This window comes from Sphingobium sp. B8D3A (genome assembly GCF_025961995.1).
Lineage (GTDB): Bacteria > Pseudomonadota > Alphaproteobacteria > Sphingomonadales > Sphingomonadaceae > Sphingobium.
This window is the reverse complement of sequence record NZ_JAOQOS010000001.1, coordinates 3,047,740-3,062,729: the sequence shown is the minus strand read 5'-3', so window position 1 is coordinate 3,062,729 and position 14,990 is coordinate 3,047,740. Positions and strand designations below refer to the sequence as shown.

General features: G+C 63.1%; 15 protein-coding genes. 10 read left to right on the top strand and 5 right to left on the bottom strand.

Annotated features, from left to right (window positions below; all coding sequences use genetic code 11):
• Nucleotides 1-3 precede the first annotated feature (3 nt).
• The 3 genes from M2342_RS14150 (at nt 4) to M2342_RS14140 (ending at nt 2,746) form a co-directional block, all read left to right on the top strand.
• A complete protein-coding gene (locus M2342_RS14150; protein ID WP_264579553.1) occupies nt 4-501 on the top strand; it encodes a DUF2793 domain-containing protein in 498 nt (165 codons plus the stop codon).
• Between the two features lie 194 nt (nt 502-695).
• Complete coding sequence (locus M2342_RS14145; RefSeq protein ID WP_264573383.1) at nt 696-1,784, top strand: OmpA family protein; 1,089 nt, start codon at nt 696-698, stop codon at nt 1,782-1,784.
• A 230-nt stretch (nt 1,785-2,014) separates the two neighbouring features.
• A complete protein-coding gene (locus M2342_RS14140; protein WP_264575197.1) occupies nt 2,015-2,746 on the top strand; it encodes a Bax inhibitor-1/YccA family protein in 732 nt (243 codons plus the stop codon).
• A 102-nt stretch (nt 2,747-2,848) separates the two neighbouring features.
• Here M2342_RS14140 and M2342_RS14135 read toward each other — a convergent pair whose 3' ends face one another.
• The 4 genes from M2342_RS14135 to M2342_RS14120 all read right to left on the bottom strand — a co-directional run bounded on the left by M2342_RS14135 (nt 2,849) and on the right by M2342_RS14120 (nt 7,006).
• Nucleotides 2,849-3,478, bottom strand: a complete 630-nt coding sequence (locus M2342_RS14135) for a glutathione S-transferase family protein (RefSeq protein ID WP_264579552.1) — start codon at nt 3,476-3,478, stop codon at nt 2,849-2,851.
• A 51-nt stretch (nt 3,479-3,529) separates the two neighbouring features.
• Nucleotides 3,530-4,195 (bottom strand): alpha/beta fold hydrolase, encoded by a 666-nt coding sequence (locus M2342_RS14130; RefSeq protein ID WP_264579551.1) that lies wholly within the window; start codon nt 4,193-4,195, stop codon nt 3,530-3,532.
• Nucleotides 4,196-4,331: 136 nt separating this feature from the next.
• Nucleotides 4,332-6,662, bottom strand: coding sequence for an ATP-dependent Clp protease ATP-binding subunit ClpA (gene clpA / locus M2342_RS14125; protein WP_181560356.1), 2,331 nt, complete (start codon nt 6,660-6,662; stop codon nt 4,332-4,334).
• Between the two features lie 143 nt (nt 6,663-6,805).
• Nucleotides 6,806-7,006: a DUF1192 domain-containing protein gene (locus M2342_RS14120; RefSeq protein WP_181560355.1), complete on the bottom strand. Its 201-nt coding sequence runs from the start codon at nt 7,004-7,006 to the stop codon at nt 6,806-6,808.
• Nucleotides 7,007-7,196: 190 nt separating this feature from the next.
• On the opposite strand from M2342_RS14120, the gene M2342_RS14115 reads away from it, so the two are divergent.
• The 5 genes from M2342_RS14115 to M2342_RS14095 all read left to right on the top strand — a co-directional run bounded on the left by M2342_RS14115 (nt 7,197) and on the right by M2342_RS14095 (nt 12,810).
• Nucleotides 7,197-8,177, top strand: coding sequence for an NAD(P)H-quinone oxidoreductase (locus M2342_RS14115; protein ID WP_264580052.1), 981 nt, complete (start codon nt 7,197-7,199; stop codon nt 8,175-8,177).
• A 103-nt stretch (nt 8,178-8,280) separates the two neighbouring features.
• Nucleotides 8,281-9,120 (top strand): UDP-2,3-diacylglucosamine diphosphatase, encoded by an 840-nt coding sequence (locus M2342_RS14110; protein WP_264579550.1) that lies wholly within the window; start codon nt 8,281-8,283, stop codon nt 9,118-9,120.
• Nucleotides 9,117-10,175 carry a glycosyltransferase family 4 protein gene (locus tag M2342_RS14105; RefSeq protein ID WP_264579549.1) on the top strand — a complete coding sequence of 353 codons (1,059 nt, stop codon included), beginning with the start codon at nt 9,117-9,119 and terminating at the stop codon, nt 10,173-10,175. The genes M2342_RS14110 and M2342_RS14105 overlap by 4 nt, the downstream gene beginning before the upstream one ends.
• A gap of 167 nt (nt 10,176-10,342) precedes the next feature.
• On the top strand, nt 10,343-10,999 hold the full coding sequence (locus tag M2342_RS14100; RefSeq protein WP_181561486.1) for a DUF1013 domain-containing protein: 657 nt from the start codon (nt 10,343-10,345) through the stop codon (nt 10,997-10,999).
• A gap of 125 nt (nt 11,000-11,124) precedes the next feature.
• Complete coding sequence (locus tag M2342_RS14095) at nt 11,125-12,810, top strand: long-chain-fatty-acid--CoA ligase (RefSeq protein ID WP_264579548.1); 1,686 nt, start codon at nt 11,125-11,127, stop codon at nt 12,808-12,810.
• 101 nt (nt 12,811-12,911) lie between these two features.
• On the opposite strand, the gene M2342_RS14090 is transcribed toward M2342_RS14095, so the two are convergent.
• Nucleotides 12,912-13,106: a hypothetical protein gene (locus tag M2342_RS14090; RefSeq protein ID WP_264573379.1), complete on the bottom strand. Its 195-nt coding sequence runs from the start codon at nt 13,104-13,106 to the stop codon at nt 12,912-12,914.
• 240 nt (nt 13,107-13,346) lie between these two features.
• Here M2342_RS14090 and M2342_RS14085 point away from each other — a divergent pair, with 240 nt between their 5' ends.
• Nucleotides 13,347-13,529: a hypothetical protein gene (locus tag M2342_RS14085; protein ID WP_264573378.1), complete on the top strand. Its 183-nt coding sequence runs from the start codon at nt 13,347-13,349 to the stop codon at nt 13,527-13,529.
• 73 nt (nt 13,530-13,602) lie between these two features.
• Entirely contained in the window at nt 13,603-14,970 is a 1,368-nt protein-coding gene (locus M2342_RS14080) for a PQQ-dependent sugar dehydrogenase (protein WP_264573377.1), read from the top strand.
• The last annotated feature ends 20 nt before the right edge of the window (nt 14,971-14,990 follow it).

Genomic DNA, 14,990 nt, shown 5'->3' with positions numbered 1-14,990 from the left:
TCAATGGCTCAGACCGATCGATTTGGCTTGCCGCTGCTCTCCGCTGGGCAGGCGCAAAAGGAGCTCACCCATAATGAGGCGTTGTCGCTCATCGACATCGCGATCGGGCGAGTGGTGGAAAGTGCAAGCCTGTCAGCGCCTCCCGCCGCGCCCGATCTGGGTGCGTGCTGGCTCGTTGGGAGTGGCGCAACGGGCGAGTGGGCGGGGTGCGAGCGAATGATTGCGGCGTGGACTGCGGCTGGATGGCGCTTCCTCGCGCCGTTCGAGGGCTTGCGTTGCTGGAAGCGGGATACGCAAAGTGGCGTGAGATTCCAGGCCGGCGACTGGCGGGAAGAAGGTCTGCGGACTGACGGTTTCTATGTTGATGGCGAGAAAGTGATTGGCAGCAGGCGGCCTGCAATCGCGAATCCATCCGGGGGCGCGCCCGTCGATTCGCAGGCGAGAGAGGCGATCATTTCAGTGCTTGATACCCTGAGGGCACACGGCCTCATCGCATCGTAACCACGCATAAAGCACAAAGACGTTGTCGGTTCCCAACATGCGGACGCGACAGGCAATATTTCCTGCAGGGCCAACATTAGCTGATCACAATGCGGCATTTAGGCAACATCATGCGATTGTGCGCTTGAAACCTTTGCGGCGCACTCCTAAAAACGTCGAGCAGCATTTTACGATCAACCTGAAAGGGGAATGATATGCGGAAGCTTGGCCTCGCCATAGCGCTCGCTTCGACCGCGATGGCATCACCATCGCTCGCCAAGGACGGCGCCTGGTATCTGGGCGGCGACGTTGGCGCGATCATCGTCGAGGACTCTGACACCACGTATGACGCCGGCACCGTTGCCGGTGTGGCAGCGACCACTGGCGTCACGGCCAACACCCCGCACAAGGTCGGTTACGACGCCGCGGGTTATGTGGGTTACGACTTCGGCGCGTTCCGCCTGGAAGCCGAATATTCGCACAAGAAGGCGATGAACAAGAACACCACCTACTCGAACCTGACGACGGCTCTGCCCGGCGGCCAGGCTCGCGTGGACAGCATCATGCTGAACGGTATGCTCGACTTCGGTCCCGATGATGGCCTGCAGGGCTTCGTCGGCGGCGGCGTCGGCGTTGCGCGGTCCAAGATCTCGCTGCCCGACACGCGCGATTCCGACACGGGCTTCGCCTGGCAGGCAATCGCTGGCGTCCGTTATCCGGTGAGCAACAACGTCGATCTGTCGCTGAAGTATCGCTTCTTCAACCACAGCAACATCGACCTGATCAACACCGCCGGCACGCCGCTGGAAACTGAGGTTCGCAGCCACAGCATCCTGGCTGGCCTGGTGTTCAACTTCGGTGGTGAAGAGCCGGCTCCGCCGCCGCCTCCCCCGCCGCCCCCGCCGCCGCCTCCCCCGCCGCCTCCGCCTCCGCCGCCTCCGCCGGTCGCGCAGTGCCAGCCGGGGCCGTACATCGTGTTCTTCGAGTGGGATAGCGCCGACGTTACGCCGGATGCTGCCTCGATCCTCGACAACGCGGTTTCGGCTTATGCGAACTGCGGTAGTGCGCAGGTCATGCTCGCTGGTCACGCTGACCGTTCGGGCTCGCCCCGCTACAACATGGGCCTTTCCGAGCGTCGTAACGCTTCGGTCCGTGGCTACCTCACCTCGCGTGGCATCTCCGACGGCGTCATCTCGACGCAGGCCTTCGGTGAGACGCGTCCGCGGGTCGACACGGCCGACGGTGTGCGTGAACTCCAGAACCGTCGCGTGGAAATCACCTACGGTCCGGGTTCGGGCAACTAAGAACTCTCCGCTTCGGCGGGACGAACAAGGAAGGGGCCGGCTTATCCGGCCCCTTTTTTTGTGTGAAAGAGCGTCGGGCTGTCATCTTGCGTTTATGGGCGCGCATCGAGAGCGGGCGATACAGCAGGCATGATAAGCCTCGCGGACCGGTTTCACTTGAAATCTAAGGGCATAGCCCGATATTGTGCGCTGATAGTCCGGCGCTGTTGCCGGAAAGAGGAGATGATAAAATGGCGAATTGGCCAGATCCCCGGTCGTCCGCTACGGGCTACGGTGGTGCTTCCACGCATGCGAGCGAGGTTGCTTATGACGCAGGCCTGCGCTCCTACATGCTCTCGATCTACAATTACATGGCCAGCGGCGTGCTGGTCACGGGTATCGTTGCGCTGTTGTTTGCAAGCTCCGGCTTCGCGGCTCAGGTGCTGGTGACCCCGCTGCGCTGGGTAATCATGCTGGCGCCGATGGCCTTCGTGATGGTGCTGAGCTTCGGCATCAACAAGCTGCAGACGAGCACTGCGCAAGCACTGTATTGGGCGTTTGCCGTCGTCATGGGCCTCTCCATGTCGTCGATCTTTCTGGTGTTCACGGGTGTCTCGATTGCGCAGACATTTTTCGCCACGGCAGCGGCTTTCGTGGGCCTGAGCCTGTACGGCTATACGACCAAGAAGGACCTCTCCGGTTTCGGCACGTTCCTGATCATGGGCGTGATCGGTATTCTCGTCGCCATGGTCATCAATATCTTCGTGCAGTCGACGGCGCTTCAGCTGGTCATCAGCATCCTTGGTGTCCTGATCTTTGCCGGCCTGACTGCCTATGATACGCAGCGCCTCAAGAGCCTGTATTTCCAGGTCGCCGGGTCCGACATGATGGGCAAGGCCGTCATCATGGGCGCGCTGAGCCTGTATCTGGACTTCGTGAACATGTTCACGTTCCTGCTGCAGTTCCTGGGCAATCGCGACTGATCGCGTCGGGTTCTTTTATTGACCAGAAGGGCCGGGAGATATCCTCCCGGCCTTTTTTCTTATTAAACCAGCCCGAGCGAGTGCACCGGAACTGAGTCTGGATTAAGCTTTGCCCGACTGCGCCTGCGCGATAAGCGCATTGTCGATTTCCTTCGCGCGCACATAGGCGGGTCGGCTCTCAAGGCGCGCGACATAGTCCGAGAAAATCGGCCGGGAAGGGATGGTGCCGAACTGCAGCCCCCAGACGATATGCGATCCGACATAAACATCGGCTGCCGTGAACATCTCTCCGCAGATAAACGTCTTGCCCCGGAGCGCGCTTTCCAAGGTCTCGATTGTCTGCTCGAAGCTGCCATAGCCCAAAGTCCTTTCCCGACCAGGCTCAGCGACAAAACCCAGTGCACGGTTCGTCACAGCCGCCTCTAGCGGTCCCGCCGCAAAGAACATCCAGCGATAATAATCAGCCCGATCGGCCACGGGCGGGGCTAGCGTTGCTTCGGGAAAGCGATCCGCCAGCCAGGCGCAAATCGCGGCGCATTCGGTGACGACCGCTCCGTCGTGCACCACGGCGGGCACCTTTCCCATCGGATTGATGGCCAGATAGGCTGCGCCTTTCATCTCGGTCTGGTAGTCGAGCAGGTGGGTCTCGTACGGGACGCCGACTTCTTCCAGCATCCAGCGGACAATTTGCCCACGCGACATCGGGTTGGTGTAGAATTGAATTTGGCTCATGATCGCCTCCCCAGTGACTGGAACGTATCATGAACGAAATTTAGAGTTCCGTCAAAGCCCTGCCTCACGAGAGAAGCGCCCTTCGCTCAGAAAATGCTTTATCTGGGCGTGGGCGGTCGGGTGATAGGGCAGCAGCATATGGGAGAGCGGGAGGACGATGTGGTCCGTCGCGTCCTTCAATCTGGTCGAGGCCACGCTGACCTTGCCATCGCTCGGCTCGGGCAGAAGGCGGGACGCGCCATAGCGCATCATCGGGCGGTCGCCGGCGATGATGCCTACCGGATAATCAATGTCACCCAGCATTGCAGTGATCTCTGCGGGGCGCTGCGTGACCAGGGCCGGGGCGGCCCTGCCGAGGATCGGGCGCAGCAGAGCATAACGGTGCAATGTGTCGGCTATCTCGCTGCCAGCGTTAGGAGTTCCCAACATGACGACCCGGCCCAGCCGCGCCGGGCGCCGCGCTCTGATGAGCGCACGGGCGACCAGACCACCCATGGAATGGCAGACGATGTGGAGAGGCTGATCCGAGCCACCCGCTGTATCGATCTCTTCCAGACGTGGGCCGAGCAGTTTGCAGATGCCCTCGAGGTTCAGCCGCCAACTGTCGTAACTCAGATCGACGGGCTGATAGCCGGCGCTGCGAAGCATGGCGGCCAAGGGGCGGTTCATCACCGCAAATCCGGCAAAGCCATGAATAAGGATGACAGTCGGCTGCACGGTGGGTTTCAACGCCTGATCACGCCTGAGCGATCCCGGCCATTCTCATGGTGATGCGGATATCCTGAAAACAAGCCGGCCCCGAGCAACTGCCCGGGGCCGGTCGAGATTATATGAACTGTGCCGTCGATGGCGTTCAGCTCTTCGGTTCTGAGACCTCGGAAGGGCCGCTCTTTGCTTTGCGCGTAGCACTCCCCTTGCTGCGCTTGGGCGCAGCAGGCGTGATCTCGAAGGTGAGAGCATCGTCCTTGAGGCGGACATGAACCTCGCCACCGTGCACGAGCTTGCCGAACAGCAGTTCCTCGGCAAGAGGCTGCTTGATCTTCTCCTGCATGAGCCGACCCATCGGACGGGCACCGTACAGCTTGTCGTAACCGCGAGCGGTGAGCCAGTTGCGGGCTTCGTCGTCGAGCGTGATGTGGACATCGCGATCGGCCAGCTGAAGCTCGAGCTGCAGGATGAACTTGTCGACCACGCGGGCGACGACTTCCGACGGCAGATAGCCAAAGGGCACGATTGCATCCAGGCGGTTGCGGAATTCCGGCGTGAAGAGCTTCTTCACGGCCTCTTCCTGGACATCCTCGCGCGTCGATTCCCCGAACCCGATCGATTCCTTCGCCATGTCGGACGCGCCGGCATTGGTCGTCATGATCAGGATCACGTTGCGGAAGTCGACGGTCTTGCCGTGGTGATCGGTCAGGCGCCCGTTGTCCATCACCTGCAGCAGGATGTTGAACAGGTCCGGATGGGCCTTTTCGATCTCGTCCAGCAGCAGCACGCAATGCGGGTTCTGGTCGATAGCATCGGTAAGCAGGCCACCCTGATCATAGCCGACATAGCCCGGAGGCGCGCCGATCAGGCGGCTGACCGAATGCCGCTCCATATATTCCGACATGTCGAAACGCTGGAGCGGAATGCCGAGCAACGTGGCAAGCTGGCGGGCAACTTCCGTCTTGCCGACGCCGGTGGGGCCGGAGAAGAGGTAGTTGCCGATTGGCTTGTCCGGATCACGCAGGCCGGCGCGCGACAGCTTGATCGCGGAGCTGAGCACCTCGATGGCCTTGTCCTGCCCGAAGACGACACGCTTGAGATCCGTCTGGAGGGTTTCCAGCACACTCTTGTCGTCGCTCGACACGGTCTTGGGCGGAATGCGCGCCATCGTGGCGATCACGGCCTCGATCTCCTTGGGCGTGATCATCTTCTTGCGACGCGAGGGCGGCACAAGCATCTGCATCGCGCCGACTTCGTCGATCACGTCGATCGCCTTGTCCGGAAGCTTGCGGTCGTTGATGTACCGCGCGGACAGTTCCACGGCGGCCTTGATGGCGTCGGGCGTGTATTTGACCGAGTGGTGATCCTCGAAGGCCGAGCGCAGGCCCATGAGAATCTTGACGGTATCATCCACGGTCGGCTCGTTCACATCGATCTTCTGGAAGCGACGCAGCAGCGCGCGGTCCTTCTCGAAGTGATTGCGGAACTCCTTGTAGGTCGTCGAGCCGATGCAGCGGATCGCGCCGCCGGAAAGCGCAGGCTTCAGGAGGTTCGAGGCATCCATGGCGCCGCCTGAGGTCGCGCCGGCGCCGATCACCGTGTGGATCTCGTCGATGAAGAGCACCGCGTGCGGCATCTTTTCCAGTTCGGTGACGACGGCCTTCAGCCGCTCCTCGAAATCGCCGCGATAGCGCGTGCCGGCGAGCAGCGCGCCCATGTCGAGTGAGTAGATCACCGCTTCCTTGAGCACGTCGGGCACTTCGCCATTGACGATCTTGCGCGCCAGACCCTCGGCAATGGCCGTTTTGCCCACGCCCGGATCACCCACATAGAGCGGGTTGTTCTTGGAACGCCGGCACAGGATCTGGATCGTCCGATCCACCTCGGAATCGCGGCCGATCAGCGGATCGACCTTTCCTTCCTTCGCCTTCTCGTTGAGATTGACGGTGAACTGGTCGAGCGCGCCTTCCTTCTTCTTGGCCTCCGGCTTCTTCTCTTCCTCGGCCTGAGCTGGCTTGGCCGGCTCCGGCGAGGCAGCGCCCTTACCGACGCCGTGCGAGAGATAGGAAACCGCGTCGAGGCGGCTCATGTCCTGCTGCTGCAGGAAATAGACGGCATAGCTCTCCCGCTCGGAGAACAAAGCCACCAGCACATTGGCACCGGTCACTTCTTCCTTGCCGGAAGATTGGACGTGCAGGATCGCGCGCTGGACGACGCGCTGGAACCCGCTGGTGGGAGAGGGGTCGACGCCGCCGGAGACCTTCAGGCTCTCCAGTTCGGTATCGAGATAATGGGTGACCGTGTCGCCAAGCTCACCAAGATCCACGCCACAGGCCTGCATGACCTTTGCGGCATGTTCATCGTCAATCAGCGCCAGCAGCAGATGCTCGAGCGTCGCATATTCGTGCGCGCGCTCCGTGGCATGCGCCAGGGCATTGTGCAGAGTTGTTTCGAGGGCGGACGCGAAAGAGGGCATATCGTTCTACTCCTGCGGCCCGAGAGAGGGTCGCGTTAGGGTCAATGTCGGCACGCCGCGAGCCGCCTTCAAGGGCCGCTCTGTCATCCACCGATTTGCCGGAGGCCGATATGCGCCAGAAGGCGATCCTGCCTCCGCTCTCCTCATTTCTTGAATAGCGCCTCAGCGCTTGCCTTATGGTGAACTGCGCTCGATTTCTTGGCGCGGGTGCGCTCGATTTCGGCTGAAAGAAGGCTGATGCGTTCATCGAGCTCATCGACCGAAAGCCGATCCAGATCTTCGCGGATCAGCTGTGCAATCAGGTCGCCGGGCCGCGCCCGGGGTGAGGCGTCGTCGAAATCCATGGCGACATGCTTGCGCCAAAGTCCGCGCAAGTCAACCGGGGTTGGCAGAAGCCTCGGCATGCCCGAAGGGGCGATCTCAATCCGCCTATCGTGCTTTCCGGGCTGGTCTTTTCCGCGCCGGACTCTAGACGTAAGGCCGATCACGGCCAGCCAGGGGGAGCAAGCCAAGGTGACGAACCTGCCCGAGACCATGCGCGCCATTGCTATTCGGGAGCCAGGCGGGCCGGATGTGTTGACCGAGGTTCAGGTTCCCCTGCCGGTGCCCGCGCAAGGCGAAGTGCTCGTTGCGGTCGCGGCGGCAGGCGTCAATCGCCCAGACGTTCTGCAGCGGCAGGGCAGCTATCCGCCTCCGCCCGGCGCCTCCCCGCTGCCCGGGCTCGAAGTGGCCGGAACCATTGTTGCGGTGGGTGAGGGGATAGGCCCTGACGTGATCGGCGAGCGCGTCTGTTCGCTGGTCACGGGCGGCGGCTATGCCGAATATGCCTGCGCCGACTATGCCCAATGCCTCGCCATTCCACCGGCGCTCTCCATGGAAGAAGCGGCTGCAATCCCTGAGACGCTGATGACGGTCTGGCACAATCTCTTCGAGCGCGCCTACATTGTGAACGGCGACAGCGTGCTCATCCATGGCGGGACGAGCGGCATCGGCACCATGGCCGTGGCGCTATGCCGGCTGTTCGAGATCACGACGATCGTCACCTGTGGCAGTGACGACAAGTGCCGGGCCGCGCTGGAATGGGGCGCTGGCCATGCGATCAATTATCGCAGCGAGGACTTCGTCGAGGCGGTAAAGCGCATCACGGATGGCAAGGGCGTGACGGCGGTGCTGGACATGGTTGGCGGCGATTATCTCCCGCGCAACCTGGAGTGCCTGGCGGAGGACGGGCGGCATGTCTCCATTGCGGTGCTGGGTGGGGCCAAGGCCGACCTGTTCATTCCCAAAATCATGATGCGCCGCCTGACGCTCACCGGGTCCACATTGCGGGCGCGGACCGCGGGCTTCAAGGGCCTGCTCGTCGATGAGATCCGCCGCACGGTCTGGTCGATGGCGGAGGAGGGCGCGCTGCGTCCCGCGCTGGACCGCGTCTTCCCGCTCGGCGAAGCCGCGCAAGCCCATGCACTGATGGAAGCGGGCGGGCATTTCGGGAAGATTGTCCTGAAGGTGCGGTGAAGAGCAGCCGAGTGACGCAAATCCGTCATATTCCCAGAAAAACTGTCACATTGTTCGGCTAGAGCGCGCTCGGGGAAATGGTGTCCCCGGGGGTCGAAATGCCATGAACGCCATCAGCTCAATCGCGCAGGAGCGGGCTGTCCGCAGCGGTCATCCGCGCGACCACTACCGCACGATCTGGATCAGCGACATCCATCTCGGCACGAAGGGGTGCAACGCCGAGATGCTTGTCGATTTTCTCGACAATGTGGACAGCGACACGCTGTATCTGGTCGGTGACATCGTCGACGGCTGGCAGCTCAAGAAGCGCGTCTACTGGCCGACCGCCCATAACGATGTGGTCTGGCGCGTGATGAAGCGGGCGCGGCGCGGCACGCGCGTCATCTATATCCCCGGCAATCATGACGAGATTTTCCGCCAGTTCACCGGCATGAGCTTTGGCGGCGTCGAGATCCGTCGCAAGATGATCCATACGACTGTCGACGGTCGCAAGCTGCTGGTGCTGCATGGCGATGAGTTCGATACGGTCATGCTGGCCCATCGTTGGCTCGCCTTCGTGGGGGACGCCGCCTACACCGCGCTGATGGCGCTCAATCGCCGCGTCAATCAGGTCCGCCGCTGGCTGGGCCTGCCTTATTGGTCGCTCTCCAAGATCGCCAAGCACAAGGTCAAGAACGCCGTGGCGTTCATCACCCGCTTCGAGGAGATCGTTGCGCATGAGGCGGGACGACGGCGTGTCGATGGCGTCGTCTGCGGGCACATCCACACAGCGGAAATCCGCCAGTTCGGCGAGATCACTTATTATAATGATGGCGACTGGGTGGAGGGATGCACGGCGCTTGTCGAGCATCATGATGGGCGGATGGAAATCCTGCACTGGGCCGAGGTGATGGCGGCGCGCACCCTGAGCGCTGCCGCGGATGATCTGGAGGTCGCCGCTTGAGCGGTTATGGGCCTGCGAAGGCCGGCCGGCGCATCCTCATCGTCACCGATGCCTGGGCGCCGCAGGTCAATGGCGTCGTGCGAACGCTTCAGGCGGTTCGCGCGGAACTCATCGCCATGGGGCACACGGTCGAGGTGATCGCGCCCGATCGCTTTCACACGCTGCCTTGCCCCACTTATCCTGAAATTCGGCTGGCAATGCCGGCGCCGGGAGCGATTGCCCGCATGATCGCGGCGTTCGGCCCGGATGCGATCCATCTCGCGACCGAAGGCCCGCTGTGTCTGGCCGCGCGGCGCTGGTGCCTGCGGCATGACCGCCCGTTCACCACGGCATTCCACACCAATTTCCCTGATTATGTCGAGCGGCGCACGGGCCTGTCGGCGGACTGGTTCTGGCCCTATTTCCGCTGGTTTCATGGGGCGGCGCAGGCGGTGCTCACGGCGACGCCCTCCGTGCGCGCGGAGTTGCATCGCGCCGGCATCCGTCACACGCATCATTGGGGGCGCGGCGTCGATCTCACGCAATTCTCGCCGCAAGGGGAGGGGCATCCCGCGCTTGCCGGCTTGCCGAGGCCCATATTGCTTCATGTCGGCCGTGTCGCCGTGGAGAAGAATATCGAGGCCTTCCTCGCGCTCGATACGCCCGGCAGCAAGGTCGTGGTGGGCGATGGGCCTGCGCGCGCGTCGCTGGAGGCGCGGCATCCCGCCGTTCACTTCCTGGGCATGTTGAGCGGAGAGGCGCTTGTCTCGGCCTATCGGGCTGCCGATGTCTTCGTCTTCCCCAGTCGCACCGACACCTTTGGGCTGGTGATGATCGAGGCGCTCGCCTGCGGCACGCCGGTGGCGGCTTATCCGGTCACCGGCCCGGTCGACGTGCTGACAGCACAGACCGGCGCGATGGACGAGGATCTCGCGCGCGCCGTGACGCAGGCGCTGGAGCTTTCTCCGTCGGCCTGCACGGCGCATGCGCGCGGCTTCACCTGGCGGCGCAGCGCGGAGCAGTTCCTCGAGAGCTTGCACTGGCTCGACGCCCCGGCGTTGGCACACGCGGCCTGAGCCCGTTGTAAGGGCCGAACGGTCTTTCGCCCCCTCGGGGGCCGCGACGCGCGCGAACGCTTGCCGATCCAGCCGGAATAGCTTATCTGTGCGACCATCAAGGCCATCCCGTGAGGGGTGGCCCTTCTATTTTGCACAGAAGGACTTGTCCCGTGGCACAGCCGCTCATGCCCCACGCCACAGCCAGCTGGCTGGTCGACAACACTGCGCTCAGCTTTGAGCAGATTGCGGAATTCTGCGGTTTGCACATCCTCGAGGTGCAGGCGATCGCGGACGATACCGCCGGCACGAAATATACCGGCCGTGATCCGGTCCGTGCGCATGAAATCTCGGTGGAGGAAATCCACAAGGGTGAGCAGAACCCCGATTACAAGCTGCAGATGCTCAAGGGGCCGGACCCGGTCCGCCGCACCAAGGGACCGCGCTACACGCCGGTTTCCAAGCGTCAGGACAAGCCGGACGGCATCGCCTGGATTCTGCGCCACCATCCTGAGGTTTCGGACGGCGCGATCGGCAAGCTGATCGGCACGACGCGCACGACCATCCAGGCGATCCGTGAGCGGACGCACTGGAACATCAGCAACATCCAGCCCAAGGATCCGGTGACGCTGGGCCTGTGCTCGCAGCGTGAGCTGGATGCGCTGGTGGCCAAGGCGGCCAAGAAGGCCGGCATCGAAGCGCCGACCGACAACCGTCTCGATGGCGACCGTGAGGCACTGATCGCCGAACTGCGCCAGGAGCGCGAGGACGCACAGCGCCGCGCGTCTGAAACGATGCTGGCGGAGGAAGCCGCTTTGTTCGCGAGCCGCCCCCGCGAAGACTGATTTCGCGCCCCGATTCGGGGCGTTCGGGGTCGAATTTACACTGTGATCAAAAGCATTCATCCGGGCGACGTAGCGTCGCCCGGCATGGCGTTGCCTTGCCACGCGGGATCGCATAGCCTCTCCGTATGGAGAGCGAAAAACCCGCCTGGCAGGACCATTATGATCACCCCGTTGCGTGGGCGCAGGACTTTGCCCCGCTATCGCTGCCGGAGATGCTGCGATCTGCCGTGGAGCAGGACGGCAGCCGCCCGATGCTTGATTTTTACGGGCGCAAGTTCAGCTATGCCGAGTGCTACCGCAATGCACGGCGTTTCGCGGCCGGGCTGATCGGCCTTGGCGTCCAGCCCGGTGACCGGGTCGGTCTCTACCTCCCCAATGTCCCGCATTACGTCGTGGCTTATTATGGCGCGATGATGGCCGGCGCCATCGCGGTCAATTTCTCGCCGCTCTATACGATCGAGGAACTGGCGCATCAGGCCGAGGACAGCGGGACGACCCTGCTGGTGACCATCTCCGCCAAGCCCCTGTTCGGCAATGCCTGCGCCGTGCTGGATTGCTCCTGCATCGACCGGCTGGTGGTCGGCTCCGTCGCCGGTGGCCTGCCGCTGGGCAAATCCTTGCTCTACCGCCTGTTCAAGCGGTCGGCCGATGACCATGTCCCGTCCGATCCGCGCATTCTCTCGTTCGGCTCGTTGCTGGGCGATGATCCCTCCAGCCTGCCGTCGATCGATCCGCTGCGTGACCTTGCCTTGCTGCAATATACTGGTGGCACCACCGGGCGGCCCAAGGGTGCGATGCTCACCCACCAGAACCTTTCGGCCAATGCGCGGCAGATCGACCTGCTCGATCCCTGGCATGCCCTTGAGGACCGCATTTTGGGTGCGTTGCCCTTCTTCCATGTGTTCGCCAACACTGCGGTGCTCAATCGCACAGTCGTTCGCGGCGGCGAGATCGTCATTCTTCCGCGGTTCGATGCGCCTCAGGTCATCGCGGCGATCCAGCGGACTCGTGTCACTTCGCTCCCGGGCGTGCCGACCATGTTCCAGGCTCTGCTGGACAGTCCCTATCTCGCCAAAGCCGACCTCTCTTCCCTGCGCGTCTGCATTTCCGGTGGCGCGCCGCTGCCACTGCCACTCAAGGAGCGGTTCATGGCGACCACCGGCGCGCGGCTGGTCGAAGGCTATGGGCTGACGGAGAGCAGCGGGGTCGTCTCGGCCAATCCCTATGATGGGCCGGGCAAGACCGGCTCGATCGGCCAGCCAATTCCCGGCACGCGCGTGCGCCTGCTTGACCGGGAAGACCCGTCCCGGCTTGCCCCGCCGGGGGAACCGGGTGAGATCGCCTTTGACGGCCCGCAAAGAATGCAAGGCTATTGGCAGAATCCGGATGCCGATCGGGAGGTCTTCGTCGATGGCTTCCTGCGCACCGGTGACGTCGGCACCATCGATGAAGACGGCTATTTCCGCGTGGTCGACCGTATCAAGGACATGATCGCGGTCGGCGGATTCAAGGTTTTCCCCAGCCAGGTGGAAGACGTGCTGTATCGCCATCCTGCCGTTCGGGAAGCGCTCGTGATCGGCATTCCCGATGATTATCGCGGCGAGGTGCCCAAGGCGTTCGTGACCTTGCGGCCGGAGGTGCAGGACGACATCGACGGCGAGCGTCTCAAGGACTGGCTCAACCCGCAGCTCGGCAAGCATGAGCGCGTCTGCGCGGTCGAAATTCGTGAGAGCCTGCCGCGCACATTGGTCGGCAAGCTCTCGCGCAAGGAACTGGTCGCCGAAGAGCGGGCCAAGGCGGGACTTGTTTGAGGGTTTCTCTCCCGGCTCATCGTTGGGGGGGACTGAGGGATGAGCCGGGAGAGATGATAGCGGCAATTGCGGGGAGCCGCATCATTCCCTCAACGCGGCTGTCAATGGACGGTTCCCACGCAATGTTGGACCTGGAGAAGAAACAGGACGCGCTCCACCTCTCTCCAGTGGCAGAAGCGGATGTGGTTGCCGACATCGCGGCTGCGATCTGCGCGCTGGGCCGCTTCAACGCCCGCGTGATCGCCGAAAATGCGCATCAATGCGGTGGCGTCGTCGTAACTCCGACGGTCGACCATGATCGGAAGATGCATTCAAAATTCGAATCCCTTGCCCCCGCAAAATCAAGTCATTCTGGTCCAGCTGTATCCATTCACGGACCGTGCCAGCTTCGCCCTCTATCCGTGCCGGACGCCCCACGCTGCCTAAGCACGGCTTAACCAAGTCCCGCGCGGGAGCAATCTGTCCAGTTACGGCACGACGAAGACCGCCGGCTTGTTCGGCTGGCATCGCGGCGCGGGACATGGCATGGGCGTGACATGACCGATCCGAATTCTTCAGGCGACAAATCACCCATGGGCGGCGGTGCGCCGCTGGCTGGCCTCATTCTCCTTGGTACGATCGTCGGCATCGCGACCGGGCAGCCCTCGATCGGCATTCTGGCCGGGCTTGCGCTGGGGGTGATCGTGGCTGTCGCGATCTGGCTGAAGGGCCGGGGCTGATCCGCGCAGATAAGGGCGCGCATGGCCGCTCGGCTTGTTGCGTCAAGGCGGGCGCAGCCGTAAGATCGTCGCCATGAAAAAGATCATCCTGCTGACACTCGCCGCGCTGATCCTCATCGCGGGTGGCGTGTTCTATTATCTGTCGCGCCCCGATGTCGCGCGCCTGCCGGAAACCGCGCTCGAAGGGCGCGAGCCCGAGTTCACGCCGGCGCGCAAGCAGATCCTCCCCACCGTCATGATCGCCAAGCCAGTCGGCTGGGCCGATGGCGCCGCGCCGGTGGCCGCGCGTGGTCTCGTCGTGCAGCGTTTTGCGGCCGGTCTCGATCACCCACGCCAGATGTTGCGCCTGCCCAATGGCGACATTCTGGTGGCGGAGACCAACAGCCCGCCCCGCAAAGCCGGCGGCATCCAGGATTGGATCATGGGCAAGCTGATCGGCTTTGCCGGCGCTGGTGGCGTGTCCGCCAATCGCATCACGCTGCTGCGCGATACCAATGGCGACGGCATTGCCGAGCAGCGGCATGTTCTGCTGGAAGGGTTGAACTCGCCCTATGGCATGGCGCTGATCGACGAGACGCTCTACGTCGCGAATACCGACAGCCTGATGGCCTTCCCCTACAAGCTGGGCGAAACGCGGATCAGCGTGGAAGGCCGCAAGGTCGCCAATCTTCCCGCTAATGCGCCCAATAATCACTGGACGCGCAGCCTTGCAGCAAGCCCCGACGGCAAGCTCTATGTCGGCGTCGGCTCGAACAGCAATATCGCCGAGAACGGGTTGGACGCGGAGGATTATCGCGCCGCCATTCTGGAGATCGATCCGCGCAAGGGCGAGGCGAATATCTTCGCCAGCGGCCTGCGCAACCCCACCGATCTGGCGTGGAACCCGTGGACGGGCTCGCTCTGGGCGGTCGTCAACGAGCGGGACATGCTGGGCTCGGACCTGGTGCCGGATTACATGACGGATGTGGAATTCGCGGCCTTCTACGGCTGGCCGTGGAATTACTGGGGCGGCTATGTCGACCGGCGCGTGCAGCCGCAGCGCGATGATCTGCGCGAATATACCCGCCGCCCGGCCTTTGGTCTGGGCACGCACACGGCGCCACTGGGCCTGGCCTTCACGCCGGGGTCCGCGCTTGGTGCGCCGTTCAATCAGGGGGCCTTCGTGGCCCTGCATGGCAGTTGGAACCGCAAGCCGCCTAGCGGCTACAAGGTTTCCTATGTCGCCTTTGACGATCGCGGCCGGCCGCAGGGCAAGCTTGTCGATCTTCTCACCGGCTTCCTCAACAAGGACGGGCAGGCGCAGGGTCGCCCGGTCGACGTGCTGGTGGCCGCCGATGGATCGGTGCTGGTCAGTGACGATGTCGGCGGGATCATCTGGCGCGTGAGCAATTCCGCAAGACCGGCCGCCGCGCCGACGCCGGAGCGCGCGCCAGCCTCCTGAGCCTTTTGCAGAATTGATTG